This is a genomic window from Pandoraea pneumonica, assembly GCF_902459645.1.
GTDB classification, from domain to species: domain Bacteria; phylum Pseudomonadota; class Gammaproteobacteria; order Burkholderiales; family Burkholderiaceae; genus Pandoraea; species Pandoraea pneumonica.
On the sequence record NZ_CABPSK010000006.1, the window covers coordinates 136,209 to 162,590 of the forward strand.

Annotated in this window: 28 protein-coding genes; 17 read left to right on the forward strand and 11 right to left on the reverse strand. The window is 63.1% G+C overall.

The features are described 5' to 3' along the window. The first annotated feature begins 26 nt into the window (after nt 1-26). The 3 genes from PPN31114_RS24260 to PPN31114_RS24270 are packed head-to-tail and all read left to right on the forward strand — an operon-like array spanning nt 27 to nt 2,821. Nucleotides 27-911 carry an ABC transporter substrate-binding protein gene (locus tag PPN31114_RS24260; RefSeq protein ID WP_246182726.1) on the forward strand — a complete coding sequence of 295 codons (885 nt, stop codon included), beginning with the start codon at nt 27-29 and terminating at the stop codon, nt 909-911. Between the two features lie 13 nt (nt 912-924). Beyond that, a complete protein-coding gene (locus tag PPN31114_RS24265) occupies nt 925-2,064 on the forward strand; it encodes an amino acid ABC transporter permease (protein ID WP_150682094.1) in 1,140 nt (379 codons plus the stop codon). A 13-nt stretch (nt 2,065-2,077) separates the two neighbouring features. Further along, a complete protein-coding gene (locus PPN31114_RS24270) occupies nt 2,078-2,821 on the forward strand; it encodes an amino acid ABC transporter ATP-binding protein (RefSeq protein WP_150682095.1) in 744 nt (247 codons plus the stop codon). A 19-nt stretch (nt 2,822-2,840) separates the two neighbouring features. Here PPN31114_RS24270 and PPN31114_RS24275 read toward each other — a convergent pair whose 3' ends face one another. Continuing rightward, the gene (locus tag PPN31114_RS24275; protein WP_150682096.1) at nt 2,841-3,776 is read right to left on the reverse strand and encodes a LysR family transcriptional regulator; all 936 of its coding nucleotides are present in this window, start codon (nt 3,774-3,776) and stop codon (nt 2,841-2,843) included. Between the two features lie 124 nt (nt 3,777-3,900). Between PPN31114_RS24275 and argC the strand changes: the two genes are divergently transcribed. The 8 genes from argC to gnd all read left to right on the forward strand — a co-directional run bounded on the left by argC (nt 3,901) and on the right by gnd (nt 12,089). Beyond that, nucleotides 3,901-4,827, forward strand: coding sequence for an N-acetyl-gamma-glutamyl-phosphate reductase (argC, locus tag PPN31114_RS24280; RefSeq protein WP_150682097.1), 927 nt, complete (start codon nt 3,901-3,903; stop codon nt 4,825-4,827). A 74-nt stretch (nt 4,828-4,901) separates the two neighbouring features. Beyond that, nucleotides 4,902-5,360, forward strand: coding sequence for a YaiI/YqxD family protein (locus PPN31114_RS24285; RefSeq protein ID WP_150682098.1), 459 nt, complete (start codon nt 4,902-4,904; stop codon nt 5,358-5,360). A gap of 65 nt (nt 5,361-5,425) precedes the next feature. After that, a complete protein-coding gene (locus PPN31114_RS24290) occupies nt 5,426-6,337 on the forward strand; it encodes a LysR family transcriptional regulator (RefSeq protein ID WP_150682099.1) in 912 nt (303 codons plus the stop codon). A gap of 255 nt (nt 6,338-6,592) precedes the next feature. Beyond that, nucleotides 6,593-7,735, forward strand: coding sequence for a porin (locus PPN31114_RS24295; protein WP_174988451.1), 1,143 nt, complete (start codon nt 6,593-6,595; stop codon nt 7,733-7,735). Nucleotides 7,736-7,760: 25 nt separating this feature from the next. Next, nucleotides 7,761-9,131: an MFS transporter gene (locus tag PPN31114_RS24300; protein ID WP_150682101.1), complete on the forward strand. Its 1,371-nt coding sequence runs from the start codon at nt 7,761-7,763 to the stop codon at nt 9,129-9,131. Nucleotides 9,132-9,164: 33 nt separating this feature from the next. Then, a complete protein-coding gene (locus PPN31114_RS24305) occupies nt 9,165-9,845 on the forward strand; it encodes a DUF4286 family protein (protein WP_150682102.1) in 681 nt (226 codons plus the stop codon). 46 nt (nt 9,846-9,891) lie between these two features. Then, nucleotides 9,892-10,920: a zinc-dependent alcohol dehydrogenase gene (locus PPN31114_RS24310; RefSeq protein ID WP_174988454.1), complete on the forward strand. Its 1,029-nt coding sequence runs from the start codon at nt 9,892-9,894 to the stop codon at nt 10,918-10,920. A 107-nt stretch (nt 10,921-11,027) separates the two neighbouring features. After that, a complete protein-coding gene (gene gnd, locus PPN31114_RS24315; protein ID WP_150682104.1) occupies nt 11,028-12,089 on the forward strand; it encodes a phosphogluconate dehydrogenase (NAD(+)-dependent, decarboxylating) in 1,062 nt (353 codons plus the stop codon). A gap of 36 nt (nt 12,090-12,125) precedes the next feature. On the opposite strand, the gene PPN31114_RS24320 is transcribed toward gnd, so the two are convergent. Then, a complete protein-coding gene (locus tag PPN31114_RS24320) occupies nt 12,126-13,043 on the reverse strand; it encodes a LysR substrate-binding domain-containing protein (protein WP_150682105.1) in 918 nt (305 codons plus the stop codon). Nucleotides 13,044-13,240: 197 nt separating this feature from the next. Between PPN31114_RS24320 and PPN31114_RS24325 the strand changes: the two genes are divergently transcribed. From PPN31114_RS24325 to PPN31114_RS24335, 3 genes are all read left to right on the forward strand, one after another. Then, nucleotides 13,241-13,978, forward strand: coding sequence for an isochorismatase family protein (locus PPN31114_RS24325; RefSeq protein WP_150682106.1), 738 nt, complete (start codon nt 13,241-13,243; stop codon nt 13,976-13,978). A gap of 6 nt (nt 13,979-13,984) precedes the next feature. After that, nucleotides 13,985-14,881, forward strand: coding sequence for a pirin family protein (locus tag PPN31114_RS24330; protein ID WP_150682107.1), 897 nt, complete (start codon nt 13,985-13,987; stop codon nt 14,879-14,881). 125 nt (nt 14,882-15,006) lie between these two features. Next, nucleotides 15,007-16,188 carry a GGDEF domain-containing protein gene (locus PPN31114_RS24335; protein ID WP_150682108.1) on the forward strand — a complete coding sequence of 394 codons (1,182 nt, stop codon included), beginning with the start codon at nt 15,007-15,009 and terminating at the stop codon, nt 16,186-16,188. 23 nt (nt 16,189-16,211) lie between these two features. Here PPN31114_RS24335 and PPN31114_RS24340 read toward each other — a convergent pair whose 3' ends face one another. From PPN31114_RS24340 to PPN31114_RS26270, 5 genes are read right to left on the reverse strand one after another with little or no spacing between them, the layout of a single operon-like run. Continuing rightward, complete coding sequence (locus tag PPN31114_RS24340; RefSeq protein ID WP_150682109.1) at nt 16,212-16,952, reverse strand: ABC transporter permease; 741 nt, start codon at nt 16,950-16,952, stop codon at nt 16,212-16,214. Nucleotides 16,953-16,967: 15 nt separating this feature from the next. Beyond that, nucleotides 16,968-17,720 (reverse strand): ABC transporter permease, encoded by a 753-nt coding sequence (locus tag PPN31114_RS24345; protein ID WP_150682110.1) that lies wholly within the window; start codon nt 17,718-17,720, stop codon nt 16,968-16,970. A gap of 23 nt (nt 17,721-17,743) precedes the next feature. Then, nucleotides 17,744-18,661, reverse strand: a complete 918-nt coding sequence (locus PPN31114_RS24350; protein ID WP_217426987.1) for an ABC transporter ATP-binding protein — start codon at nt 18,659-18,661, stop codon at nt 17,744-17,746. Next, entirely contained in the window at nt 18,658-19,644 is a 987-nt protein-coding gene (locus tag PPN31114_RS24355; protein WP_246182727.1) for an ABC transporter substrate-binding protein, read from the reverse strand. Before PPN31114_RS24355 ends, PPN31114_RS24350 begins: the two co-directional genes overlap by 4 nt. Further along, on the reverse strand, nt 19,644-19,811 hold the full coding sequence (locus tag PPN31114_RS26270) for a hypothetical protein (protein WP_174988457.1): 168 nt from the start codon (nt 19,809-19,811) through the stop codon (nt 19,644-19,646). Before PPN31114_RS26270 ends, PPN31114_RS24355 begins: the two co-directional genes overlap by 1 nt. Before the next feature lie 127 nt (nt 19,812-19,938). Here PPN31114_RS26270 and PPN31114_RS24360 point away from each other — a divergent pair, with 127 nt between their 5' ends. Next, the gene (locus PPN31114_RS24360; protein WP_150682112.1) at nt 19,939-21,102 is read left to right on the forward strand and encodes an enolase C-terminal domain-like protein; all 1,164 of its coding nucleotides are present in this window, start codon (nt 19,939-19,941) and stop codon (nt 21,100-21,102) included. A 13-nt stretch (nt 21,103-21,115) separates the two neighbouring features. Here the strand turns inward: PPN31114_RS24360 and PPN31114_RS24365 are convergent, their stop codons facing one another. Beyond that, nucleotides 21,116-21,880, reverse strand: a complete 765-nt coding sequence (locus PPN31114_RS24365) for a sulfite exporter TauE/SafE family protein (protein ID WP_150682113.1) — start codon at nt 21,878-21,880, stop codon at nt 21,116-21,118. 86 nt (nt 21,881-21,966) lie between these two features. On the opposite strand from PPN31114_RS24365, the gene PPN31114_RS24370 reads away from it, so the two are divergent. Continuing rightward, nucleotides 21,967-22,299, forward strand: a complete 333-nt coding sequence (locus PPN31114_RS24370; protein WP_370865916.1) for a winged helix-turn-helix transcriptional regulator — start codon at nt 21,967-21,969, stop codon at nt 22,297-22,299. A 71-nt stretch (nt 22,300-22,370) separates the two neighbouring features. Then, nucleotides 22,371-23,042 carry an HAD family hydrolase gene (locus tag PPN31114_RS24375; protein WP_150682115.1) on the forward strand — a complete coding sequence of 224 codons (672 nt, stop codon included), beginning with the start codon at nt 22,371-22,373 and terminating at the stop codon, nt 23,040-23,042. Nucleotides 23,043-23,121: 79 nt separating this feature from the next. On the opposite strand, the gene PPN31114_RS24380 is transcribed toward PPN31114_RS24375, so the two are convergent. The 3 genes from PPN31114_RS24380 to PPN31114_RS24390 are packed head-to-tail and all read right to left on the reverse strand — an operon-like array spanning nt 23,122 to nt 26,320. Then, nucleotides 23,122-23,886 carry a class II aldolase/adducin family protein gene (locus PPN31114_RS24380; RefSeq protein ID WP_150682116.1) on the reverse strand — a complete coding sequence of 255 codons (765 nt, stop codon included), beginning with the start codon at nt 23,884-23,886 and terminating at the stop codon, nt 23,122-23,124. Nucleotides 23,887-23,942: 56 nt separating this feature from the next. Continuing rightward, complete coding sequence (locus tag PPN31114_RS24385) at nt 23,943-24,932, reverse strand: substrate-binding domain-containing protein (RefSeq protein ID WP_150682117.1); 990 nt, start codon at nt 24,930-24,932, stop codon at nt 23,943-23,945. 23 nt (nt 24,933-24,955) lie between these two features. Beyond that, on the reverse strand, nt 24,956-26,320 hold the full coding sequence (locus PPN31114_RS24390; RefSeq protein WP_150682118.1) for an MFS transporter: 1,365 nt from the start codon (nt 26,318-26,320) through the stop codon (nt 24,956-24,958). Nucleotides 26,321-26,382 lie beyond the last annotated feature (62 nt).

Consider the following 26,382-nt stretch of genomic DNA (forward strand, 5'->3'; position numbering starts at 1 on the left):
ACCTCAAGATGCAAGGAGACATCCCCATGAAACTGAACGACCGGCAAGACACGAAACGCGCAACCCGCAAGGCGACGTCCGCGCGCGTGCTGCTCACCGCACTCATGCTGGGCGGCCTGTGCACCACCGCCGTCGCTGCACCGGACTTCGGCAAATGCGAAGTCACCGGCACGCGCGGTTCGGTGAAGCTGGAAACGGTCACGCCGGGCGCGTTGTCCGTGCGTCCCGTGCTGCCGGCACCGGGCTGGTGGAATGGCGATTCGCCCGACACCATCAAGGACGGCTTCGAATACTGCATGGCCGCCAACATGGCCTATCGCGCCGGGCTCGATCGCGTGATCGTCGTCAACCGTTCGTTCGCACAGGTCGTCACCGGTCAGGCCAAGGGTTTCGATATCGCGTTGAGCGAAATCACGATTACGGACGAGCGTAAGAAGGTCGTGAACTTCACCGATCCGTACTTCAGCTCGGATCAAGGCGTGCTGGTCAAGACGGGCACGAAGGTCGACAAGGACAGCATCAAGAAGATGCGCCTGGGCGTGAAGCAGGGCACCACGATCCTGCCGTACCTGACCGACAAGGTGAAGGTTGCCGAACACCCGAAGGTCTACACCGACGCTGCCGCGATGTACGCCGCACTGGCCGCCGGTCAAGTGGACGCCGTGCTGTACGACACGCCTAACGTGCTGTCCATCGCGAAGAAGTCGGAAGGCCGCTTCGAAGTCGTGGGACGTTACGACACGAGCGAACAGTGGGGCGGTCTCGTGAACAAGGATTCGCCGAATCTCGCCGCGTTCAACAAGCTGATCGCCGAGATGAAGAAGGACGGCACGTTCGATCGTCTGGCCACGCAGTATCTGGTGCCTAGCCTCGGTGCCGACCCTGCGAAAGTGCCGGTACTGACGCCCTGAGGTCATCTGAGCCATGAGCGAACCCTCTCAAAAGGCGCCCGGCGCGCTGATCGGGGCGATAGGGCGTGAGCGGCGGCTGAACATCGGCGGCATGCCGTCGTCGCCGTTCACGTTGTTTCTCGTCGCATTGATCGGCGCAGCGGTCGCCATCGCAAGCAGTGCCTACACGATCGGTGCATTGCGTGAAGGCCTGCTCGAGAGTCAGCTCGGCGGCTGGTGGGTGCCCGTGGGCACCGTATTGCTCGGTCTGGCCTCGTTGATCGTGCTGGTCCCCCTCTCGCGTGCCTATGCACGCTGGCGGGCGTTCAGCGAGGCCGCGACGCGCAATGACATCGTGGCAGCACGTGTCGCGCGCGCCGAGGCCGATGTGCAAAGCTGGATCACGCTCGGCTACACGCTTGCGCAACTCATCGTCGTGCTCGCGTTGCAGTTCGTGCTGGCGAACCAGTTGGCGGTGGCGAAGACGTTCTTCTTCCTGCCGCTGATTATCAAGACGTTCCCGCTGGTGCTCGACGCGTTCTGGGTCAACGTGCAGATCTTCGTGATTGCCGAAGTCTTTGTGCTGATCTGGGGCTTGGTTGTGGCGCTGGCGATGTTTGCGCCGGGCAAGGCGGGCGCACCGCTGCGTTTTATCGCGACCGCCTACGTCGATATTTTCCGTGCGATGCCGGCGGTGCTGGTGATCTATCTGGTCGGCTTCGGTCTGCCGCTCACCGGCGTGCCGATTCTCAAGGATCTGTCGCTCACGACCTACGTGGTGATTGCGCTGACGCTCACCGTGGGTGCCTACGTCGCGGAAATCTATCGCGCGGGGATTCAAGGCGTGCATTGGAGTCAGGTCGCGGCAGCGCGCTCGCTGGGGCTGTCGTACACGCAGACGCTGCGCCACGTGGTGTTGCCGCAGGGCATCCGGCAGATTATTCCGCCGCTGCTCAACGCTTTCATCGCGTTGCAGAAAGACACGGCACTGGTCAATGTGGTGGGCGTGATCGATGCGTTTAATCAGTCGATGGTGATTGCGTCGAATCACTACAACCTGTCGGCGGCGACGACTGTGGCCGTGCTGTTCATCATCATCTCGATTCCGCAGGTGCGCTTCGTGGAACGGATGGCACAACGTGACCGGGCCCGCATGCGTGCGGGCGGTGCCTGAGGGAGCGAGCGACATGTCATTCATCGAGATTCGCGACATCGCGAAGTCGTACGGCGACGTGCCCGTCATCAAAGGGCTGGCACTGACGGTCGAAGAGCATCAGGTGGTGTGTCTGATCGGCCCGTCCGGATCCGGCAAATCGACGCTCCTGCGGTGCATCAACGGGCTGGAGCCCATCGACGCGGGGGAAATCCTCGTGCACGGCGACCGGATCACGGGGCCAGGCGTCGACGTCAATTCGTTGCGCCGCGATATTGGCATCGTGTTTCAGGGCTACAACTTGTTCCCGCACATGACAGTGCTGGAGAACATCGTCCTCGCCCCGACGCGCGTGTTGAAGCAGCCTCGCCGCGAAGCCGAGGCCCGTGCGATGGCGTTGCTGGAGCGCTTCGGTCTGGCGCACAAGGCAAATGAGTATCCCGATCGCATGTCGGGCGGACAGCAGCAGCGCGTGGCGATTGTGCGCGCGCTCGCGATGGACCCGATGGTGTTGCTGCTCGACGAAATCACGTCGGCACTCGACCCGGAACTCGTGTCCGAAGTGCTAAACATCGTGCGCGATCTGGCACAAGAGGGCATGACCATGCTGCTCGCCACGCATGAGATGGGCTTCGCCCGCGAGGTGGCGTCGAAGGTCTGCTTCCTGTGCGACGGCGTGGTCTGCGAAGAAGGCCCGCCGGAGCAGATTTTCGGCGACCCGCAGCAAGAGCGCACGCGTGCGTTCCTGCGCAGCATTCGGCAGGCCAAACGGCTTTAACTGAGCATCAAACCGCCGGTCATCTGACCGGCTCACCCAATTTGGGGGACCTTCGGGTCCCCGTTTTTTTTGTCCCCTCCTGCAACCCCCACAGCGCATCGAGTACGTACTGCGTGGCCTGTTCGATGTGGCCGGCGTGGTGCGCGATACCGAGCGCTCGCCAAAGCGCTGGCCGTAGCGGATGCATGGCAATCCGTTCGTCCAGCGGCGCGTTCTTCGCCTCGTGCGGAAGCAGCGCAGCGCCGTAGCCTGCCGCGACGAGGCTTTTGATCGCATCGTTGTAGTTGATTTCGATGCGTGGCGTCGGGTGATGCCCAGCAGCGGCAAACCACTCTGTCGTCAGGCGTGACAACCGCGTCGTGCTGTCGTTCAAGATGAGCGGCTGCCCAGTGAGCCATTCTGGCGTGACGTACTTGGGGCGTGTCCAATGCGAGGGCAGGAACGCCATGACAGGATCTTGCCGCCAAGGCTTGATGACCACTCCCGCGACAGGCGCCTGCGGCAGCGCCACGAGCCCGAGATCCAGCGCGCCACGGCGCAGCCGGTCCAAAGTCTCCTGCGACGTCAGAATCGCCACCTGAACATCGATGTCGGGATGGTGCAGGCGGACGGCTTCCAGCGCCTGCGGCAGCAGATGCGCAATCGCGCCGGTCGATGCGCCAATTCGCACCCGTCCCGCCAGCCCCTGCGCATGACGCTCGATATCTTCGAGCGTCTGCTCGGCGTCGGCGAGCAAACGCCGCGCTCGCTCGACCAAGACCTCGCCCACGGACGTCGGCCGAATCTGCCCACGCTTGCGCGACAGCAATAGCGCACCGACGCGTTCTTCAAGGTCGGCAATGTGCAGGCTTACCGTCGGCGGCGAGAGATGCAACGCCTGCGCCGCGTCGGCAAAGGAGCCGGTGTCGGCCACGGCGACCAACGTCTTCAGGCGATCCAGACTGATTTCTCTCACGGCAGCCCCTCTGATTCAGAAAATTAGAATTTCAGATTCATGAAATTCAACTTTTCTTATTCTACGCATCGTCCGAAGATAAGTGACCAAATTGATCCACGACGAACGACAAGGGGTAATGCTGATGTCTTCTCCGCTTATCTTTATCGACGGTGACCAAGGCACCACGGGATTGCAGATTCATGAGCAATTGCGGGGCCGCACCGACATTCAACTCATGACGCTGCCCGCGGCCGATCGCAAGAACCCGGCGCACCGTGCCGAAGCGATCAACGCGTGCGATATCGCCATCCTGTGCCTGCCGGACGCCGCAGCGCGCGAGGCCGTGGCATCCATCGTCAATCCGCGCGTGCGGGTCATCGATGCGAGTTCCGCGCACCGCACGCACGCCGATTGGACCTACGGCTTTCCTGAGATGACGCAGGGGCAGGCGCAGCGCATTGCGCAGGCGAGCCGTGTCACCAACCCCGGCTGCTACCCGACCGGCGCCATCGGCCTGCTTCGACCCTTGATGGAAGCTGAACTGCTGCCGAAGGACTATCCGATCAGCGTGTATGCGGTGTCTGGCTATTCCGGGCGCGGGCGGGCCGGTGTCGAGGAGCACGAGGGGCCGAATGCCGTTGCGAGTTCGCAATACCGCGTCTACGGTCTGGAACTGGCGCACAAGCACCCGCCGGAGATTGCCCAGCACGCCGGGCTCGGTTTCCGCCCGATGTTCGTGCCGTCGTACGGTTCGTACCGTCAGGGCATCGTGCTGACGATCGCCATCGAACAACGCCTCTTGAAGCCGGGCGTCGACGGTGCGGCGCTGCATCAACGTTTGGCTGAGCACTACGCCGGTGAGCCCTATGTGCAGGTCATGCCCATGCAGGCACCGGGCTCCGTGACGCAACTCGACCCGGAGGCGATGAACGGCACCAATGTCATGCAACTGAGCGTGTTTGCGAATCCGGCGAACGGGCAGATATTGCTGGCGGCCGTGCTCGACAATCTCGGCAAGGGCGCGTCGGGTGCTGCGATTCAGAATCTGGGGCTGATGCTGGCGCAGTGATTGGCGCTGGCAGGTGAGCAGGGTAGCGCCGGTGTTGCCGTATGATGGCGCTTCCCACTCAACAGAAGACCTTCATGCAAGTGCTTGTCGACGCAGACGCCTGTCCTGCGGCCATCAAAGAGATCCTGTTTCGCGCCGCGCGGCGTGAAGAAATGACGGTGACGCTCGTCGCCAATCAATTTCTGCGCACACCGCCTTCGCCGTTCATCAAGGCGATTCAGGTGCCCTCGGGCTTCGACGTGGCCGACGCACGCATCGTCGAAATGGTCGAGCCGGGCGATCTGGTGATCACCGCCGATATCCCGCTCGCCGCTGCCGTGCTGGAAAAAGGCGGCAATGCGCTCGATCCGCGCGGTAGCTGGTTTTCAGACGCCAACATCAAAGAGCGGCTCTCCGTGCGCGACATGATGGACCAGTTGCGCAGCGCCGGTATCGAGACCGGTGGCCCGGCACCATTTAGCCCGCGCGATAGTAAGGCGTTTGCCGGGGAACTGGACCGGTTTCTGGCTCGCCGCAGAACGTCACCGAAATAGAGACTGTCGACGACGCGCCGCCATCGATACAATGCCTCTCCATCAGCGCAACGAGGTGGGCAGCGATGGACAGTGTAGAAAACGTGCGAGCGTTCCTCGCCGTGGCCGAGATGGGCAGCTTCACGGCGGCGGCGCGCCGGCTCGACGTCTCGGCACCGGTGGTGACCAAGCGGGTCAGCGCGCTGGAGAAAGAACTCGATGTCCTGCTCTTTCAACGCACCACGCGCAGCCTCACGCTCACGGCCTCGGGGCGCGACATGCTCGGGAGTGCCCGCGACTTCCTCAGCGCCTATGAGCGTTTGTCAGAGCGCGCAGCAGTAGACGATCGGTCGCTCGGGGGCCGTTTGCGAGTCAAGGCCCCAGCATCGTTCACGAACCACTTTCTCGGCAAGCTGCTCAACGAGTTTTTCCTCTCGCACCCCAAGGCCAGCCTCGAACTGCAACTGGCAAACCGTGCCGTCGACCCGGTGCTCGAGAACTTCGACTTCGTGATTACCGGTTTGCCCGTCACCTACGACGGCGTCGAAGAATTCCCGCTGTGTCCGTTCAAGCGGCACGTCTACGCATCGCCCGGCTACCTGGCGCAACACGGCACCCCGGCGCACCCGTCGGATTTGCCCGGGCATCGCTGCCTGCTTTATTCGTATCAAAGCACCGTGCGCACGTGGACGTTTACCGACGCGCGCGCGGGCGATATTCAGGTGAGCGTCGACGGCGGCTTTGCGACCAACGATATCGATGCCATGCACAACGCCTGCGTCGACGGGATGGGCGTGGCGATTCTGCCCCGCTATCGCGCCAACGACAGCGTGCAGGCTGGGCGTTTGGTGCAACTGCTGCCTGGATACGGACTGCCCGACTATTGGATAAAGGTGTTGCGTCCGGCCCATCATCACAACCCCAAGCTGTTTCACGCATTGCTCGATTTTCTCGTCGCCGGACTCGCGAAACTCGAAGCGCAGGGCACGTATCTGTAGTTTTCGGTGCGACGGTTTCAACTGACGAACCGTCGTCGCCGCGCCTGACCGAAATCTCACGATTATTTCCGAATCGCGTGTTCTGAACTTCCACTTCGCCCCTATATTGCGGGGCCGCGTTCGCCCATTATTCTCGCCAGCCGATGCGCGCTCGTCGCGACCCCGGCACACAAGAGACAGCTCGCAGCGTCAGCGTTTCGCATAGACGCGCCGGGCACGAACGAACAAAAAATAAGAGAGATACAGGAGACAACCGTGAAGCACTGGATCGCCTGCTTGCCGCTTGCGGCATGCTCGCTGGGCGCGTTCGCGCAAAGCAACGTGACAATCTACGGCGCGGTCGACGCCGCCATGACCTACGTGAACAATAGCGGCGGCAAGTCGGCGTGGCAGGCAGCCAGCGGCGGGCGCGCGGGCGACAAGTTCGGCTTCAGCGGCGTGGAGGATCTTGGCGGCGGCTTGTCGGCAATCTTCACGCTCGAAGCGGGCTTCAACATCATGAACGGCGTCTCGCAACCGTCGAACACGTTGTTCGGTCGGCAGGCCTTTGTCGGCTTTTCCGATAAGCGGCTCGGCACGCTCACGATCGGCCATCAGTATTCGATGACCAACGACTACTTCGTGCCGCTGTCGACGTCGTTTATGTTCGCAGGCGGGTTGGGTGCGACGCTGGGCGACATCGACGGCTCGTGGAATTACAACAAGATCAATAACGTCATCAAGTACGAAAGCCAGACGTACAGCGGGCTGAAGTTCAGCACGATGTTTTCGTTCGGCAACGTCGCGGGCAACTTCGCACAAGACCGGACGTACGGTTTCGGCGCGTCGTATACGAACGGCGGCCTGCAAGTTGCCGGTGCGTACATGAACATGCGCACGCCGGGCACGTCGATCTACGGCGGCACGAGCGTGGCGCAGCCGGGCGCCGCCTATTCGAACCCGGTCACCAACCCGATCTTCCAGAACTACGTCACGGCGACGAGCCAGCAAGTTGTCGGGGGCGGTGCGAAATACACCTGGGGCAACTCGCAGGTCTCGGCGATGTACGAGAACGTGCGCTTCCTCGATATCGTGCGCACGGCAGCCAATCCGCTGGCACCACCCAACGCGGTCTTCAACAACTATCAGATCAATTACGGCTACTCGTTCACGCCTCGTACGATGGCCGGTGTCGGCTATCAATACAGCTTTGCGCCGGGCGGACACTATCAGTCGGTCGAGGGCGGCGCCGCCTACAATTTCTCGAAGACGACGTACCTCTACGGCATTCTCGTCTGGCAGCACGCAAGCGGGCACGATTCGACCGGCAATGTGGCGGTGGCCGATATTTTCGGTCTGACGGCCTCGACCACCCCCAACCAGTTGGCCGTGCGCGTCGGTTTGCGCAAGGTGTTCTGACGTCATCGAAGGAGCCTGAACTCGCATGGCAAACACCATCGCTTCACCTAACGCGTCGGCACCGCTGGATTTGCAGTCGTTTCTCTACCCACGCCCTATGTCGGGCCTTCAGTGGCGTGTCGTCGTGCTGTGTTTCCTGATTGTCGCCATCGATGGCATCGATATTGGGCTGGCGGCGTACATCGCGCCAGCCGTGCGGCGCGAGTGGGGGCTGTCGGTCGCGGAACTCTCCCCGATTTTCGTCTCCGCGCTGCTCGGGATGATGGCTGGCTCGCTGCTGTTCGGGCCGCTGGCTGACCGCCGTGGACGGCGCTTCGTGTTGCTGGCATCGGTCGCCACGTTCGGTCTGGCGACGCTCGCCACGCTGTTCGCGACCAACGTCACCGAGTTGTCGATACTGCGATTCATCGCCGGGGCCGGTATCGGCGGCGCTTCGCCCGCGGCCGTCACGCTCACGGCCGAGTACGCGTCGGGCAAGCGCAAGCTATCGATCATCACACTGATGATGTGTGGCAATTCGATGGGCTCCGCCTTCGGTGGCGTGGTCGCCTCGCAGATCATCGAACGCCACGGCTGGCACGCCATGGTGCTCGTGGGCGGCGTACTGCCACTGTTGTTGCTGCCGGTCTTGTGGGCGCTGCTGCCCGAGTCGATGCGCTTTCTCGCGTTGCGCCGCCCCGATGAACAGGACCGCTTGCGCGCCTTGGGCCGCAAGATCGCCCCGGATGTCGTCACGTCGCAGACGACGTTCGTCGCGCTGGAAACCAAACAAAGCCGCTCGCCGGTGCGCGAATTGCTGATCGCGCCGTACGCTCGCGGCACGGTGTTGCTGTGGGCGGCTTTCTTCATGGGTCTTTCCGTGCTGTATCTGATGGCTAGCTGGCTGCCGACCATCATTACAAATTCCGGTGGCTCGATGCGCAACGCAGCACTCATCACCGCGTTATGGTCGATTGGCGGCACGACGGGCGGTCTGTTGCTCGGGCGTGTGATGGATAGCGCGCGACCGGCATGGGTGCTGGGCGCGGCTTACACGGTCGCCTTCGTCACCGTGATCTGCATCGGCCGGACGTTCGGCAACGCGGCAGTGCTGGCACCGCTCGTCTACATCGCCGGTGTTTGCATCAGCGGCACGCAGGTCGGTCTCAATGGATTGGCGGCGACGTATTACCCCACCGCCAATCGGGCCACGGGGGTTGCATGGGCGACAGGCATCGGTCGCTTCGGCTCCATACTCGGTTCCAGCGTCGGCGGGATCCTGCTCGGCTCGGGCATGGCCTATCCGGTGCTGTTCTTGATCGTGGGCGTCCCGGCACTGCTCGCCGCCTTGAGCATGTTTGCGATGCCCGCGACCCGGCGTGAAGCGGCATCGACGTTATCGCCTGCGACTCGTTGAACGCACTTTTCTCAATCACTGGATACACGACTCATGGCATTTCCCGGTCCGGCGTTTCTCGCACTCTGGAATGACGTCACGCCGCAGCACGCGCAGGAGTACAACCGCTGGCACACGCGCGAGCATGTGCCGGAGCGCGTCGGTATCGACGGCTTCATCGAAGGCCGTCGCTATCGTCATGCCCAGCCGGGGCAGCGCGAATATTTCACCGCTTATGGCGCGGTGTCGCCCGAAGTGTTCCGCTCGCTGGCCTATCTGAACGTGATCGATGAGCCGACCCCTTGGTCCGCCAATATGCGCTCGACGTTGACCCACGTGCTGCGCGCCCCGTGCCGGACGCTGGCATCGACCGGCGGCGGCACAGGCGGGGCGCTCGCATGCGTGCGGATCCATGCGCCAGCCACCGCTGGGGCCGCAGCGGTGCCGTTGGTGCAGGCGTGCGCTGCACTCGAGGGGGCCGTCGCCGCGCATCTTGGTGAGGTGTTCGATGCGCAGCCGAATGCTTTTGCGCATTGGAAATCGCCGGATATGCCCACGCATGTGCTGCTTGTCGAGACGGAAGACCGCACGGCAGCCAGTGCATTGCGGGAGCGCGTGACGGCGCTCGTTGCCGATGCGTTGCCGGTCTCGATGCCACCCGAGGTCGACGTGTATTCGCTGATCTTTGCGATCGGTCACGACGATGTCGACATTTCGTTGCGCCGTACCCAGTAATCGCGCGTATCGACGCGACCCCACAAGATTGACGGAGTCTCCCCGGATGAAAGCCCTTCAGAAAACCACTGCCGCCTTCGGCCTCGAATGGCGCGATGTCCCCGAACCCGAGCAGCCCGGCGAACACGATGTCATCGTCGACGTGACCGCCGCCGGTATTTGCGGCAGCGACGTGCATATCTACGATTGGTCAGGCGGCTACGACTTCTTGCGCTCGGCGTTTCCGGTGACGCTCGGTCATGAGTTCGCGGGACGCGTCGCAACTGTAGGCACGCAGGTCAGCACCCTGACGCCGGGTGACGCTGTCGTCGTCATTCCCTCGGTCGAGTGCGGAGTGTGCGAGTTTTGCGTGTCCGGACGCGTCGACGAATGCCGCGACCGCCGCGGCATCGGCATGATGCGCGACGGTGCATTTGCGAACCGCGTGCGCGTGCCAGCGCGAAATTGCCTGACGTTGCCGCCCGGCATGGATGCAGGTGTAGCGTCGCTCGCCGAGCCGCTTTCGATCGGGATGTCCGCCGTGAAGACCGCAGAGGTGAAAGCGGGAGACCGCGTGCTGGTCATGGGGCCGGGTACCATCGGACAGGCCATTGCGGTGCTGGCGAAGGCGCGTGGCGCTCGCGTGGCTATCGTCGGACACAACGACGCCGAGCGTCTGGCGACGGCGCGCGCACTGGGCATCGCGGCCACGCTCGATCTGGAGGGGGCACCCGACGGTGCAATGCGCACGCTATTGGGCGATGACGAGTACGACATCGTGATTGAAGCGACTGGCGTTGGCGCAGCGGTGCAAGCCGGGCTCGACGTGCTGCGGCCGTCTGGGGTGTTTGTGGTCTGCGGCATTCACGGCAAGCCGATCAGTTTCGACGGCGCAAAACTCGTGCGCCAGCGCCATCAAATTCGCGGCACCTATCGCGCTACGCGCGCGACGTGGCAAGAGGTGCGAGATTTTCTCGTTGCCAACCATGCCGCGCTCGCACCGATGGTGACGCACCGGTTGCCGCTTTCGCAGGCGATCGAGGGGTTCGAGATGGCGCGCAAGAAAATCGGGTCGAAGATCGTACTGGTGCCTTGAGCCGTTAATGTTTTGACGCAACCCCGTGAGACCCGGCGTGTCCCAATGAGGCGTAAAGTTAGCAAATTCCTGACTGAGCGCATCAACCATCGAAAGGAGGGCACGCTATGCAAGTGGGCATGATTGGATTGGGCCGCATGGGCGCGGACATCGTGCGGCGTTTGACTCAGCACGGGCATCAATGCGTGGTTCACGACGTGCGTCCAGCGGCGATCGCCGCGTTGGAAGCCGAAGGCGCCGTTGGCGCAGACTCGCTCGCGACGATGGTCTCGAAGTTGAGCGCGCCCCGAACCGTCTGGCTGATGGTGCCTGCCGCGACGGTCGAGGAAACGCTGGCGCAAATCACGCCCTTGCTCTCACCGGGCGACATCCTGATCGACGGCGGTAACTCGCATTTTCGCGACGGCATTCGGCGCGGTGCGGAACTCGGTCAAAAGCAGATCCACTTCGTCGATGTCGGTACAAGCGGCGGCATTGCCGGACTGAAGCGAGGCTATTGCCTCATGATCGGCGGCGAAAAGGATGTCGTGACCCATCTGACGCCGATCTTTCGCGCGCTCGCCCCCGGCGGTAACGACGGCCCAGAGGCAGTGAAGGCCGCCGGTCAACACGCTAGCGACGACCGCGCTGCGGCCGAATACGGCTACTTGCATTGCGGTCAGCACGGCGCGGGCCATTTCGTGAAGATGGTTCACAACGGCATCGAGTACGGCATGATGGCCGCCATTGCCGAAGGGCTGAACATCCTCAAGCAGGCAGACATCGGTAAGCACGCGCAAGAGGTCGGTGCCGAGATCACGCCGCTGCGAAACCCCGAGTATTACCAATACGATTTTGCGTTGCCGGAGATTGCCGAAGTTTGGCGGCACGGCAGTGTGATCGATTCGTGGTTGCTCGACCGGATTGCCGGGGCATTGCGTGGCGACCCTGCGCTGAGCCAGTTCGCCGGGCACGTGTCGGATTCCGGCGAAGGGCGTTGGACGCTGGAGGCTGCTATCGACGAGGCCGTGCCAGCACCGGTGCTGAGTGCTGCGCTGTTTTCGCGCTTCAGCTCGCGAGGGCAGGACGGCTTCGCCAATCAGGTGCTGTCGGCCATGCGCCACGCGTTCGGCGGGCATCACGAAACCGTTGCCAAGGCATCGGTGCCGTCATCGAAAAGCGATAGCTGAGGGCGCTTGTTGCCGCTTGGTGCCGCCAGTTGCCGCTCATTGGAGCAACGGCGGCAGTTCGGTTTTGAGAAAGTCGACCAGCGCGCGCACCGCAGGCATCATGCCGCGCCGTGTCGGAAACAGGATCGCGAGGCGTCCTTCCCGGGAGCGCCATTCGGGCAGGACGATGCGCAATCCACCCGACGCGATCTCGTTCGTGCACGCGTACAACGGCAGGCTGGCGATGCCCATGCCAGCTAGCGCGGCTTCCTTGAGCGTGGCGATGTTGTCGCTTTGCAGCCGAGGGTGCGCGATCGGTGTGGTGACGTCGCCGCGCGCACCGATCAGCCGCACCGCACTGACCGGCTCGTTGATCGGTGCGTAGACCATCAGGTCGCCGTGCGGCAGGGCGTCCGGGGTCGCTATCGCAACGTTGCGCTTTAGATATTCGGGGCTGGCAACCAGTCCCCAGCGCACGGTGCACAAAGGTGCTTGCACCAGACTCGACGCCTCCACTTCGAAACCCATTCCCCGCACCACCACGTCGACGTTTTCTTCGACCAGATCCACTTGCCGGTTGCTCGCCTGTATCGCCAGCCTCACCTTGGGGTGCTGCGCCATGAAGCGGGGCAGCACGTGCGCGAGCACGATGTCGGTGACAGCCACCGGCATGCTCACGCGCACCAGCCCTGACGGCTCGGCCGTGCGCTGTCGAACCGCATCTTCCCCAGCGCTGGCGGCGGCGATCATGGCGCGGCAATGCTCGTAGAGCTCCTGCCCTGCGTCGGTCAGGCTCAATCGCCGTGACGTGCGGTGCAGCAGCCGAACGCCAAGGTTCGCTTCTAAATCGGTAATTCGACGGGAGATGCGGGACTTGCTCACGCCCAGCCGCTCGCCGGCCGCCGTGAAGCCATGCTGCTCCACCACTTGCGCGAACAAATATAGGTCGTTCAGATCGAGAGAGACGGGCGTCATCGGGGTTTCGGTTGGGCGGCGTGGGTCATGTTCATCGTTCTATACATGCAACGATAGGTTGTCAAATGACATATTTATCTATTGTCGTTGCGTAAATATGATTCATTTCAACCGGCGCCGATGGGTACCGGTCTTTGACCCGGTGCCGAATGTTCGATGCAGCGGGTCGCTTACCGACGCTAACGCTCCCGAAGATCATGAAAACGAACCCTCTCCTGAATGCTTTTGCCCTCGCATTTGCTGTCGCGACGACGGCTGCCGTCCCGGCCAAAACGGCCAGTGCTGCGGGTGCAGCGCCCGTGACGAATGCTGTCGCCCCCTCGGGCGCCCCGTACTCCCTGCTCTCGCGCGATAACACGGTGCTGGTGCTGGTCGATCACCAGATCGGCTTGTTCACCGGTGTTCGCGATATGGACGTGGGCCAACTCAAGCACAACGTCGTCGCGCTGGCGAAGGCGGCGAAAACGCTCGGTATTCCGGTCATCATGACTGCGACGGTGCCCGATGGCATGTGGGGCCCGACTATTCCCGAATTGGCTGCCGCATTGCCGGGCGTGCCCGTGATCAGCCGCACATCGATCAATGCGTGGGACGACCCCAATGTGCGGGCCGCCATCGAAAAGACCGGCCGCAAGCAAGTGCTGATCGCGGGGGTATCGCTCGAAGTCTGTGCCACGTTCCCGGCACTCTCGCTCAAGGCGGCTGGCTACGATCCGCGCGTTGTACTCGACGCGTCGGGCACGTTCACCGATGCCAAGCGTACGGTGGGTCTCCAGCGCCTTGCCGGTGCGGGCATTCCTGTCACCGACTACGCCACCGCTGGGGTGGAAATGCTGCACGGCAACGACGATCCCAAAGCGGCACAGGTCTATGCCGATCTCGATATGCCATTCGCCAATCTGGTTTGGCAATACAAGAACGCCCTCAGCAAGTGAGCCAACATGAACCCATTCGTACATTTGTCGAAGGTGGTCGCCGGTCATGACATGACGATTGGCGACGCCTTTCGGGCAAAGCACTTTGAAGAGCGGGCATTCAACGGCCTGATGGACCCGGTCGTCATGCTCGATCACTTTCACATGACCGGCCCCACCTTTGCGCCGCATCCGCACGCAGGTATCTCGGCGGTGACTTACATGTTCGAAGACGCCGTGGGGGCGCACGTCAACTACGACTCGCTCGGCAATCACGGGCCGATCCGGCCCGGGGCGCTGCACTGGTTTGCGGCGGGCCGTGGTGCGGTGCATACCGAGCAGCCGGAAGGCGAGAATCAGCACGTTCATGCGTTGCAGATCTTCGTCAATCTGCCCGCAAGCAAGAAGTTCGACGCGCCGTATGCGGTGCATGCCGAGCCGCATGAAATTCCTGAAGTCCGGGCGCCGGGTGTTCGTGTGCGAGTGGCAGCGGGCAGCAGTAATGGCGTGACGGCACCCCACACCGCGCAGTTGCCGGAGCCGTTCACGTTGCTCGATGGGTTTCTCTGGCCGTCGTCGGTGTTCAGTCACGATTTGCCGCGCGGCTGGAGTGCGATGGTCTACGCCGTATCGGGCGGTCTGCGGGTCGGGATTGACGATGAGGCACGCGAATTGGCGGCGGGCGAAGCCATCGGTGTGATGTTTGATGGAAGCACCGCGCAGGAGGCGATTGCGCTTCATCTGTCCGCCGACGAGGACAGCCACTTTGTCGTGCTGTCGGGGCCTGCCCTAAAGGAGCCGATCGCGAAACACGGCCCCTTCGTGATGAACACGCCCGAGCAAATCGAGGGCCGCATCCGCGCGTATCAGCGCGGCGAACTTGGGCAACTCGTGATGCCGCCTGTGGGGCGTTTTGCGGGGTGAATCGGACACCGGTGTCGTGCAGGCCCGACACCGGTTCGTTGCGAACGCGACTAACTCGATGCCAGGCCATCGACTTCGGCTATGCTGGCGGACATATGTGAAACACACACCTCCGTCCCGTAGCCATGTCCATTTCGGCCGTATTCATCAGCATCGCGATCCTGTCGTGCGTCATGAGCGTCGCCATTCTTGGCTCGCTGTTTCGGACGGGTGTACCGGGCATACGGCTTTGGGGCATCGCCAGCGCCATGCTGGCCATCACGGCGGGACTGCTGCTCTTCGGGCCGACTAACGGGATTGTGGTCGTGGCGAGTAGCTTGCTCGTCGTGGCCTCGATGCTCGGCTTGCGCGGCTTTCGGCAGTTTCTTCATACCCGCACGTCGCTCCCATGGGAACACGCGGCGGTCGTCGCCATTCTCGTGTTGCTGGTCTATTGGACGTTCGTGTCGCCGCACGTGGACGCGCGCAGCGCCATGGTCTCCGGGTTCATTGCTTACATTCGCTTTCAGATCGGCTGGATGGTGCTGAAGTACCGGCCAGCCGGTCGGCCCAAATACGCCTACTACTTCGTATCGATCGCTGCCTTGTTGGGCGCGGTCGTGCATGCGGTGCGCTGCCTTGCCTACGGACTGGGCTTTGCACACGAGGAAGTCTTCCTGCAAGCCACGCCGCTTAACGTCATGTTCCTGGGCATGGCGACATTGACGTTGCCTTGCCTGTCCGTCGGCATGGTGATGCTCGCGCATGACCGGCTTGCCGACCGGATGGAGCGGCTGGCTACCTTCGACGACCTGACCGGTGTGCTGGCGCGTCGCGCATTCATTGCCCGCGCCGAGGCGGTGCTCGAATCCACGGTGGCTGCGGGGTCGACGTTGTCGATCGCGATTCTCGACATCGACAACTTCAAGACCACCAACGATCGATATGGGCACGCCGCAGGCGATAAGACGCTGGCGCACGTCGCCTCCGTGATTTCGCGCGAAGTCCGGCAAGGGGACCTGGTCGGGCGTATCGGCGGGGAAGAGTTTGCGATATTGCTGCCCGCGACCACGCGTGAAGACGCGGGCCGCATGGTCAACCGGCTGCGCGCTATCGTGGCGTCCAGCGGCACCGGTGTGCAGGGGCGCGATGTCGTGTCGACGCTGAGCGCCGGGGTCGATGAGTTCGGCGAAGGCGATACGCTCGCATCGGTGATGGCTCGGGCGGATGCCGCGCTCTATGCCGCCAAGGCCAACGGCAGAAACTGCGTTGTCGTCGCGCCTTCCGTGGCCTACCGGTCGCTCGCCTTTATGCAGGCTTCAACTTGATGCCGTGATGACGAGCGCGGCGCTCACACCGCCGCGTAGCGTCGGCTGACCCGCATGAGCAGCGCGTTGCCTGCGAGCGCAAACAGCATGAGAAACAGCGCCACAGCCATGATCGTGTCGATATTGCCGAGATTCATCGCGTTCGAGAGCTGATGTCCCAGCCCCTTTTGCGAGGCGAACATCTCGCCGATCAGCACCCCCAACAGCGACAGCGAAAACCCCAGCCGTACGCCCGATAGCACTTCCGGCAGCACCGCAGGCAGCACCACGCGCAACGCGATTTGCGCGCGCGACAAATGCATGGCGTGGGCGGCCCGAAAGTACACGGGCTTGATCTGTCGGATGCCGTTCATGGTGAAGATCAGGATCGGGATCAGGCCGTGCATGACGCCGAAAGCCACCTTGGCGGCGAGCCCCAGCCCGAAGATCAGCAGCACCAAGGGGTAGAGCGTCACCTTCGGTAGTGAGTAAAGATTGACGAGAATCGGCTCGGCCACATTGGCCGCCAGCCGGTTCGATCCCAGCACCAGCCCCAGCGCAATACCGCCTGCGACCGCGATCACCAGCGAGTCAATCAACGCAAGGCCGGTTTCTGCCGCGTCATCCCAAAACGCAGCGGTGCCCATCATCTGGCCAAGGCTGCGTGCCGTTGCAATGGGGGAACTCAGCGCGGCCCCGTTGAACCAGTGCAGCACTTGCCACAGGGCGACCAACACGAGCAGAACCGCAAGCGTGCCGAGATGATTGGGTTTCTTCGTATCCATGCGAGCGGCACCCGATCAACGGCGGCTGCGCGTCTGAAACCGCGCATCGATGTGGTTGAGCACACCGCCCACGAGGGTCACCGCCACGAGCACGGTGAGCATCAAGGCGTACATGTCGGCATTCTCGAAGTTGTTATACGCATAGCTGATCGCGTACCCGATACCCGACCCCGAGAGAATGAACTCGGACGCAATAACACCGATGAACGCGTGCGAAACCGCGAGCCGTACGCCGGTGAACATATGCGGCAGGGCGGCGGGCAACTGCACGTACCACACCGACTGCCAGCGTGTGAGCCGCATGACACGAACGGTTTTCGAGAACGAGCGGGGAATGCGGTCGAGTCCGGTCATGGTCGCCGTCATCATCGACACCACGGCCAGCAAGGTGGCGATCACGATGATCGGCAGCACACTGACGCCGAACAACACGATGAAAACCGGATAGAACACGAAGGTTGGCACCGCGTAGTAGCTGGCGATTAGCGGCTCCAGCGCGCGGCGCACGCCCGGCATGGCGTGAAGGGCGAGCCCAGCGACGAAACCGAGAACAACGGCGGCGCTTGATGCGGCAGCAATGCAGGCAAAGCTGGTAACGATGTCGTGCGTGAAGCGGCCTTCGCGCAGGATGTCGATGGCGTGCAGGGCCATTGCGCTCGGGGCTATCATCACCGACGCCGCAATCGTGCCCGAACGGCACAACCCTTCAACAAGCAGGACGAGCGCTGCGACAACAGCAAGACGGATAAGGCGTTCGGTGCGAATCATGGCAATGTCTTCATACCGCCCGCTTAGCGGCCGCGAAACCCCGGGCCGGGCGTGCCGCCGTTCCCGTCGGGTCGCTCACCGGCCTGCATCGCCTTGAGCGACTCGACGCGCAGCGTTTCCCATAGGCGTGACGTGATTTCGCCGAAGCGCGGCGTGGCGACGACGCGGCTATCGCGATTGCGCTCCCAGCCGGTTTCGATGATGTCGATGAAGCGTCCCGGGCGCGACGACATCACACCGACACGATCCGACAGCACGGCCGCTTCGTCGAGCGCGTGCGTAATCAACAGCACGGTGGCCGAGGTCTCTCGCCACAGTCGCAGCAACTCGTCGCCCATGAGCATGCGCGTCTGTTGATCGAGTGCGCCGAACGGCTCGTCGAGCAGAATCAGGCGCGGCTCGATCACGAGCGTTCGGGCGATGCACATGCGTTGACGCATGCCGCCCGAGAGTTGTGCCGGGTGAGCATTGGCAAAGTCGCGCAGTCCCATGAAGCCGAGGGCATAGCCGACGCGACGGGCGATCTCCGCACCGTCGACGCCTGCCATGCGCAGGCCAAAGCCGATGTTTTCGCGCACCGTCAGCCACGGGAACGACGCATCTTCCTGAAAGACCACGCCGACGCCATCGGGCACACCGACGACGGGCTGGCCTTCGAAATGCACGGTGCCGGAGGTCGGCTTCGTCAGCCCGGCAATGACGTCGAGCAACGTCGATTTGCCGCAGCCGGACGGCCCGACGACCGAGAAAAATTCGCCACGGCGCAACGTCAGGTCGACAGGGCCGAGCGCTTGCATCGGCGTCTTTTTGCCCGACTTCTCATTGGGGGTTTCGAACGCCTTCGTCACACCGGCGACGACGGCGTGTGGCTCGCGGCTGGCGAGTGGCGTCTCGGCGCCTTCCACCAGATGCAAATGCGGGCCGGGGTACTGCGAGGTCATAGCTGACCCTTCGCCCGCACGTCGGCAGGCAGGAAGCGCGAATCGATGAGCTTCGCCCAATCGACATCGTCTTTGATCTCGCCGATGAGTTTTAGCCCACTGGCCACGCGATCCAGTTCCGCTCGGTCGAATTGGCCCTGACTCCACATATGCGAGCGGACCATGTTGTCGACGGCCTCTTTGGCGACGTCCGGCGTGAGTTTGAATTGCGTCGCAAGCAGCTTCGCCGCACCGGCAGGGTCGGCATAGGTGGCATCGACCCCGGCGCGGCGCCCGGCGATGATCGCGCGCAAGGTATCAGGGTGCGATTGCGCGAAGGCGCGTGTCGTGATGCCGACCGATGTCGTCATGGGCTTGAGCACGTCACCGGCACGATAGAGCGTGCGGTATTGCGATTTGCGCAGAATCGAGAGCGGCTCGATGGCCACTGCGCCCACGACTGCGCCCTGTTCGAGCATGGTCATGCCATTGACGTAGCCGCCCGAGGCGACGCGGGTGACCTTCGAGGCGTCGATGCCTTTCTCGCGCAGCACCATGAGAAACAGCATCTCGGACACGCTCTTGGGCGAGGTAATCGCCACTTTCTTACCGACGAGATCGTCGAGCGTGTGGATGGGGCTGCTCGGCATCGTGACCATCGACGCTTCGGCAACGCTGCGCGTGCCCACGTTCACGATGACGATGTCCAGACCCTGCCGCGCGGCGGCGAGTGCGGCGGAGACCGCCACTTCGCCGTAGGGTGTCTTGCTCGCGAGGATGTTGCGCACCGTGGTGCCCCCGCCGCCCGAGCTGATGATGCCGGTGATATCGATACCGGCCTTTTTGAACAGCCCTTGCTCCATGGCCACCGCATAGGGCAGCCCGTACAGGCTGCTGCCCCATTGGGTGACGGAAATCTCTTCGGCGTGGGCAGCACGCGAAGTCGGCAGAAGGAGGGCGCCCGCTAGTGCGAACAGGTGAGCGAGTTGGAACAACCTTTTCATCATCTACTCCGGGTCAAACCAGCCGGCGCATCGCCGTGCGCCGGGAAAAAGTCAAAGTTCAAACGCAGAAAGCGCTCAATCATACCTTCACGCCCGCTTTCCCGGACGTCGTTCGCAAAGCGCAAGAGCGCAATATGCCGCATCGAGCGCGTGGCGTTGATCTGCATGTTCCCGTGTTCGTGGTTAGTATTGACGGCGAGTTGCGGCGGGCAAACCCGTTGCCCGGCTCGGCCCGCTCATGTACTTCGATCGAAAACCCTCGACTGGCCCCCTGATTCCTTCACGAGGTTGTCCATGCGTATCACCGCGATTCGCGAGTGCACCATCCCGGTTTCCCGCTACAGCGATCCGGCCATCGCGTCGGGCGGCCTGACGACGAGTCTGGTCGCGGTCACGACCGATGTCGTGCGCAACGGCAAGCCGGTGGTCGGCTACGGGTATGCGTCCATCGGGCGTTTTGGACAGGGCGGGTTGATTCGCGAGCGCTTTGCGCCACGCTTGCTGATTGCGACGGATCGCGATCTGGCCGACGACAGCGGCACGAATCTGGACCCGTTGCGGGCATGGAACGTAATGATGGCAGGGGAAAAGCCGGGCGGCCACGGGGAACGCTGCGTCGCCGTAGGCACGCTTGATATGGCGCTGTGGGACGCAGCAGCCAAGATCGCTGGCCTGCCGCTGTACCGCTTTCTCGCGGAAAAGCTGGGCCGCGAGGTCCCCGATGCGCCGCGCGTTGCCGTCTACGCCGGTGGCGGTTATCGATATCCGAATGACGATTTGACACGCTTGTCCGACGAGATACGGCGCTGTGTCGACCTTGGCTTCACACACGCGAAGATCAAGATCGCGAGCGACCCGCTGGATCAGGATCTGCGGCGCATCGATGCGGCGGCTCGGCAACTGACGAGCGCGGGCCATCTGGCGGTCGATGCCATGAACCGGTTCGATCTCGAGAGCGGACTCACGGCCGCCCGGGCGCTTGCCGGGTATCGACTTCACTGGTTCGAGGACATCTGCGATCCGCTCGACTTTGCCACGCAGGCTGAGATTGCGTCGGCTTATGGCGGCGCGATTGCTGCGGGCGAGGCGTTGTTCTCCTACGCCGAAGCGGCATTGCTCGCGCGCCACGGTGGCTTGAGTCCATCGCGCGACGTGCTCGTCTTCGATCCGGTGCATTGCTACGGCGTGTCGGGGTATCTGCGCATCGTCGAGACCATGACGGCCGCCGGTTGGGCGCGCGGCGCGTTCTGGCCGCATGGTGGTCATCTCTTCTCGCTGCACCTTTGCGCCGCACTTGGGCTGGGCGGTGCGGAAGTCACGCCGTTCGCCTTCGCGCCGTTCGCAGGGCTGGCCGACGGCTTGCAAGTCGTGCAAGGCCAGACGGGCGTGCCACAGGGGCCCGGCATCGGGTTCGAAGCGAACCCCGCGATCTGGCGTGCGTTTCAGGCGCTGCATTAAGGTGAACGGCGCATCAATGCCATAGCGCCGGCCCGTAGGTTTTCACGAAGAACACTAGCGTCACGCAGTAGGTGAGCAGCAGCGTGCCTGCGCGAATGACGTGCGACGGCGCGCGTCGGCCTGCATGGGCGCCGAGATACCCGCCCACGGTGGCCGCGATCAGCATGACGAGCGTCTCGCGCCATTGCACGGCGTTCGCACCGACGAAGATCAAGACCGCGCTGGCATTGGCGACCGTCACGAGCAGCGTGCGCAGCGCGTTCAAGCGTTTGATATCGCGCCCATCGAGCAGCCCCCAGACGGCGACCATCATGATGCCCACGGCACCGCCGAAGTAACCGCCATAGATGCCCAGCAGAAATTGGATTGCCAGCACCGCATGCGCATGGATATGCCACCGCCCGCGCAACGCCTCGCCAAGCCGTCGTCCGAATGTCAGGGCGAGACTCGCCAACAGCAGCAGCCACGGCAGCGCGAACGAGAACGCTTGCGATGACGTGTGCAGCAATAGGCCTGCGCCAGCGAAGCCGCCGATTAGTGTGGCAATGAGCAGCGCGCGCATCGACACCTCCCCGATCGGGCTGATGTCGTGGCGATACACCCAAGCGCTGGCCACGCCGCTGGGAAACAGCGCCACGGTGCTCGACGCGTTGGCTTGCACTGGCGGCACGCCAACCGCAATCAGTGCAGGCAAGCTCACGAAGGAGCCGCCGCCCGCGAGCGCGTTCATCGCACCCGCTAGCAGGCCCGCGCCGGAAATCAGAAGAAGAGATTGCATGGAGGTTTCCATGACTCGAACGATTGACAGCTTAGGGACGACGCTTTACTTTGTAAAGCATGACGACGCCAAAAATTGGACAATCCGTGCGCGGATCGAAGTCGGGCCGGCCCATTATGGTCGTGCTGGACTTGCTGGGACGGCGCACCGCGTTGCGAATCCTCTGGGAGCTGCGCGGTGCGCCGATGACGTTTCGGGCGCTGCAAGAGGCGTGCGAGACGAACGCGCGCCTGCTCAATACCCGGCTAACGGAATTGAAGGCCTCCGGGCTGGTCGAGCATGCCGAAGGCGGGTATCGCATGACCGACGAAGGTCGGCGGCTACATGCAGCGCTACAGCCGCTGCTGGGCTGGGCTACGCAGTGGGCCGCACGCGAGCCTGAGCGATTCGATGCGGCGGATCACGGGAAATCGGACTGACGCGACACCCTCCACGCGCACTCGCACACACTGCCATCAACACACATCACGATCATCACGCGACTCAACGTATGCAGACACAAGCTATCCGGGCGGTAATTTTTGATTTTGATCTGACACTGGCTGACTCCTCGGAGGCCATCATCGAATGCACGCAGCATGCGCTCGCGCGCCTCGAATGCCCGCCGGTGACACCTGAGCAGATTCACGGTGTGATCGGGCTTTCGTTGCCGATCATGTATCGCACGCTAAGCGGGGACACAGATGCGGCGCGTGCCGACGCCTTTGTGCATCACTTCGTCGCGCGCGCGGACGAGATCATGGTGAAGTCGACGCGAATCTATCCCGAAGTGCCGGGCTTGCTCACGGCGTTGCGCGATCAGGGACTGGCACTGGCGATTGTGTCGACCAAGTTTCGCCACCGCATCGATGCGATTCTCACGCTGGCGGGGTTGCGCTCGCATGTCGACATCATCGTTGGCGGCGACGACGTTAAGCGGCATAAACCCGATCCCGAAGGGATCACCCATGCGTTGGGCCGCCTAGGAGTTGCCGCAGCGCAGGCGATCTACGTCGGCGACCACGCCGTCGATGCTCAGGCGGCAGAGCAGGCGGGCACTGGCTTTATCGGCACGGTCAGCGGCACCACGTCGTTCGACGGATGGGCGGCGGTGGGTAAGGCCGCCGTTAAACATCACGTTGGAGAAGTCGTCGAACTCGTGAAGGCGATGCAGGCTCGTTAGGAGCTCACGTCGTCTTCCGTGGGTTGGGCGAGGCTGCTCAACACGGGCGCGGGCGCGCTCACGTGAGCCGCCGATTGCGTCAGTCTTTCCGAAGCGCTGCTACCTGACGCTTCCACAGCGTCCAGGGGCGCTCGATCACCCCGAGGTTGGTGGCGGTCGAGCGCTTGCCTTCCTCTTCGTCCAGATAGGTCACATCGCCGCCCAGCGTGACGGCTTTGTACTGCATATCGGCGTTCAACTCGGTGTAGATGGCGCGATAGACCGACGCGGGCAGCGACGGGCCGGTGGCGACGAAACCGTGGCCGCGCATGAGGGCCACGTCCGAATCGCCCAGCGTGTCGGCAAGCGCTTTGCCCTGATCGCTGTTGCGCACGAGCATGTCGGTGCAGCCGAAGCAATGGCGAATGTCGAACACCGGCGAGCCGCTGCCGAGAAAGCCCGCCATGTGATACACCGGGCGCAGACGCACGCTCGACGCCGCAAACGGAATGACCGACGGTGCATGGCTGTGCACGATGGACATCACATCGGGACGCGCGCGGTAGATCTCGCTGTGAATCCACGTTTCCAGATAGCGCTTGCGCGTGTCGCCATCCACCGGCTGACAGTCGAAATCGAGCGTGAGGATGTCATCCGGCGTGACCAGCTCCGGCGCCATCGACTGAGCGATTAGGAAGTGTTGCGAGTTGCGCGGATCGCGCACGCTCACGTGACCGAAGCCGTCGAGCACTTCGTGATGCGCGAGGATGTGATTGGCGGCGGCAAGGTCTTCGAGCAATTGCGAAATGCATTGCGCGTCGTGCTCGGTGATAGCAGGGGTGTAGGGCGTGGTGGCTTGCGTCATGATGATGAAGGCAAATAAATCCAGCGGAAAACGTAAGTGAGAGCAGGCATGCCGCTTCAAACCCGCACGGCGGCGAGCATCTCGGGGGGAAACAGATCGTCGGCCTGCATGGGGCGATGGCAGACGCCCTGCTCGAAGGCGAAACGCAGGAAGGCGTCGAGCGTGGTGCGATTGGCGGCAATGCCGTATGGCCACGGATCGGCACCGAATAGGTCCCGCGCCGTAGTGGCGTGCTGACTCATCCACGGCAGCGGAAAGTGCGAACAAGTGATGTCGTCGAGGCGCGCCAAACTGGCGTCTTTCGCCTGCGTGAAGGCTTTCACCAGATTGCCCGCGATCCATCGGTTAGCGGCGAACACATCGCGGCGCATCACGATCAGATGCATGATCGGGAAGATGCCGGTCTTGTCGAAATAGGCGCGCTCTTGCGCCGGAAAATCCGCGAACAAACGTACGACTTCACTTTCCCGGCCCGGGGGCGGCGCAGGCGGTCTTGCGCTGAGAATGGCGTCGATTTCACCGTCGAGCAGCAGGGCTGTGAGCGAACGCTCGGGCGACGGCCGGTAGCGCACACCGGCCGGTAACTGAACGTCGACCTTTTCACGGCGACCTGCCTGATTCACACCACCTTGTATCCATTCGATGTCTTCGAGCGCAACACCTTGGTCGTGCGCAAGCCAGCCGCGCGAGTACACGGCAGCGGTTTGTGCCCACTCGGGCACGCCGACGCGCTTGCCGCGCAAATCGGCAGGCGAGCTCACACTGCCGTCGCGGCGCACGTATAGCGACGAGAGGCGGAATACGCGTGACGGGAAGACGGGCAGGCCGATCAAACGGTCGTCGCCTTGCGAGCGCAATGCGCTGTACTTCGCCAGCGACATCTCCGAGAGATCCCACTCCTGGAAGTGGGTGGTGCGATAGAAAATCTCTTCGACCGGCAACACCGAAGGCACAAGCTCGATGCCTTCGGCGGCAATGCGACCGGTGAGCAGGTCTCGCACGTGGTCGTAATCGTTGACGGCCAGCGAGAGGGTGAGTTTGGACATGATGCTCTCGTGTGTGCGCCGTTTCAGTGACCGTAGGCCGGGGCCTTCGGCAGGTTTTCCGGTCGTGCGACCAGAAACACGAGGCAGGCCGCCGTGACCAGCGCGGCGCCCAGCACAAAGAACATCGCCCCTGCGCCGCCGGTCGCCTGTTGGAGAACACCGGCGATGGCCGGGCCGCACATCGCGCCGACGCGAGCGATGCCCAGATACAAGCCAACTGCGGTGCTGCGGATCTCCGTCGGATAGCTCACGGCGACGAGGTTGTTGAGCACGGTTTGCGTGCCGATCACGAACATGCCCGCGACCACGATGCCCAAGAACGTCACCTTGCCGCCGGTGGCGATGGCGAGCACAGCGATGGCGGCGGCCCCGGCGAGCCATGCGAGCGACATCGCAAGACGGCGGTTGCCGATGCGGTCGGCGACCACGCCGCAGATCAGGCTGCCGAAAGCCGAAGCGAACACCAGCAGCGAGCCGTAAGCAAAACTCGTCGAGAGGTTTTCGCCGCGCTTGAGCATGATGGTCGGCAACCAGCCCGAGAGGCCATACGACGAGAACAGCGACAACGCACCCATCGCCCAGAAGCACAACGTCTGCCGACGAAACGCGCCGGAAAAGAGCGCCGTCACCGAACCGGCTTTGACGCCAGCATCGGGCGACGTGAAGGTCGCGTTAGCAAACTCTGTCGCGCGGGCAGGCCACAGACGCGTGAGTTGGGCACGCACGGCCTCCTGATTGCCACGGCTGGCGAGAAACGACACCGACTCCGGCAAGATGAATTGCAAAGCCAGCGCGAGCACTACCGACAGCGCCCCCACGAAGTACATGCTTTGCCAGCCGTACTGCGGAATCAGCCAAGCGGCGATGAAGCCCGATGCTGTGGCCCCGCCGATCCAGCCGCACGTGAAGAACACGATGGTGAAGACGTTGGCGCTGCGCTTGGGGGCGATCTCGTTGATATAGGTCACCGCCACAGGCATGAGTAAGCCGAGTGAGATACCCATCAAGAAGCGCAACGCGATGAAGGTGGTCAGATCGTGCGCGAAGAGCGCAATCGCCAGACTAAACAGTCCCGAGAGCCAGATGCCAGTGAGCAACACGCGGCGGCGTCCAATGCGATCGCTGAACAGCCCCGAGACGGCGGAGCCCGCCGCGAACCCGGCCAGCCCGCACGACAGCAGCACGCCGATCTGGCTTGGCGACATATGCCACAGCGATGCCACGTCGTGAACGATGTAGGCGGCGTTGTAGAGGTCGTAACCGTCGAACAGCAGGATGAGCGCCAGCAAAATTGCCAGCTTGAAGTGATAAGCCCCGAGCGGGGCCGCTTGCAGAGTGTCGCGAACGTCGATGCGCTGCGCGTACCCCGATGAAGTGTCCTGGGCCATGCCTTGTCTCCGATGCTCGGCCCGCTGGGCACCGGACGACGTCCGGCCCCGCAGTGCCTTTG

What these genes read in the sequence shown, in the direction of transcription:
- PPN31114_RS24260 (WP_246182726.1), top strand. Translation starts at nt 27, where the DNA reads ATGAAACTGAACGACCGGCAAGACACGAAACGCGCAACCCGCAAGGCG.
- PPN31114_RS24265 (WP_150682094.1), top strand. Translation starts at nt 925, where the DNA reads ATGAGCGAACCCTCTCAAAAGGCGCCCGGCGCGCTGATCGGGGCGATA.
- PPN31114_RS24270 (WP_150682095.1), top strand. Translation starts at nt 2,078, where the DNA reads ATGTCATTCATCGAGATTCGCGACATCGCGAAGTCGTACGGCGACGTG.
- argC (WP_150682097.1), top strand. Translation starts at nt 3,901, where the DNA reads ATGTCTTCTCCGCTTATCTTTATCGACGGTGACCAAGGCACCACGGGA.
- PPN31114_RS24285 (WP_150682098.1), top strand. Translation starts at nt 4,902, where the DNA reads ATGCAAGTGCTTGTCGACGCAGACGCCTGTCCTGCGGCCATCAAAGAG.
- PPN31114_RS24290 (WP_150682099.1), top strand. Translation starts at nt 5,426, where the DNA reads ATGGACAGTGTAGAAAACGTGCGAGCGTTCCTCGCCGTGGCCGAGATG.
- PPN31114_RS24300 (WP_150682101.1), top strand. Translation starts at nt 7,761, where the DNA reads ATGGCAAACACCATCGCTTCACCTAACGCGTCGGCACCGCTGGATTTG.
- PPN31114_RS24305 (WP_150682102.1), top strand. Translation starts at nt 9,165, where the DNA reads ATGGCATTTCCCGGTCCGGCGTTTCTCGCACTCTGGAATGACGTCACG.
- PPN31114_RS24310 (WP_174988454.1), top strand. Translation starts at nt 9,892, where the DNA reads ATGAAAGCCCTTCAGAAAACCACTGCCGCCTTCGGCCTCGAATGGCGC.
- gnd (WP_150682104.1), top strand. Translation starts at nt 11,028, where the DNA reads ATGCAAGTGGGCATGATTGGATTGGGCCGCATGGGCGCGGACATCGTG.
- PPN31114_RS24320 (WP_150682105.1), bottom strand. Translation starts at nt 13,043, where the DNA reads ATGACGCCCGTCTCTCTCGATCTGAACGACCTATATTTGTTCGCGCAA.
- PPN31114_RS24325 (WP_150682106.1), top strand. Translation starts at nt 13,241, where the DNA reads ATGAAAACGAACCCTCTCCTGAATGCTTTTGCCCTCGCATTTGCTGTC.
- PPN31114_RS24330 (WP_150682107.1), top strand. Translation starts at nt 13,985, where the DNA reads ATGAACCCATTCGTACATTTGTCGAAGGTGGTCGCCGGTCATGACATG.
- PPN31114_RS24335 (WP_150682108.1), top strand. Translation starts at nt 15,007, where the DNA reads ATGTCCATTTCGGCCGTATTCATCAGCATCGCGATCCTGTCGTGCGTC.
- PPN31114_RS24340 (WP_150682109.1), bottom strand. Translation starts at nt 16,952, where the DNA reads ATGGATACGAAGAAACCCAATCATCTCGGCACGCTTGCGGTTCTGCTC.
- PPN31114_RS24345 (WP_150682110.1), bottom strand. Translation starts at nt 17,720, where the DNA reads ATGATTCGCACCGAACGCCTTATCCGTCTTGCTGTTGTCGCAGCGCTC.
- PPN31114_RS24350 (WP_217426987.1), bottom strand. Translation starts at nt 18,661, where the DNA reads ATGACCTCGCAGTACCCCGGCCCGCATTTGCATCTGGTGGAAGGCGCC.
- PPN31114_RS24355 (WP_246182727.1), bottom strand. Translation starts at nt 19,644, where the DNA reads ATGAAAAGGTTGTTCCAACTCGCTCACCTGTTCGCACTAGCGGGCGCC.
- PPN31114_RS26270 (WP_174988457.1), bottom strand. Translation starts at nt 19,811, where the DNA reads ATGCAGATCAACGCCACGCGCTCGATGCGGCATATTGCGCTCTTGCGC.
- PPN31114_RS24360 (WP_150682112.1), top strand. Translation starts at nt 19,939, where the DNA reads ATGCGTATCACCGCGATTCGCGAGTGCACCATCCCGGTTTCCCGCTAC.
- PPN31114_RS24365 (WP_150682113.1), bottom strand. Translation starts at nt 21,880, where the DNA reads ATGCAATCTCTTCTTCTGATTTCCGGCGCGGGCCTGCTAGCGGGTGCG.
- PPN31114_RS24375 (WP_150682115.1), top strand. Translation starts at nt 22,371, where the DNA reads ATGCAGACACAAGCTATCCGGGCGGTAATTTTTGATTTTGATCTGACA.
- PPN31114_RS24380 (WP_150682116.1), bottom strand. Translation starts at nt 23,886, where the DNA reads ATGACGCAAGCCACCACGCCCTACACCCCTGCTATCACCGAGCACGAC.
- PPN31114_RS24385 (WP_150682117.1), bottom strand. Translation starts at nt 24,932, where the DNA reads ATGTCCAAACTCACCCTCTCGCTGGCCGTCAACGATTACGACCACGTG.
- PPN31114_RS24390 (WP_150682118.1), bottom strand. Translation starts at nt 26,320, where the DNA reads ATGGCCCAGGACACTTCATCGGGGTACGCGCAGCGCATCGACGTTCGC.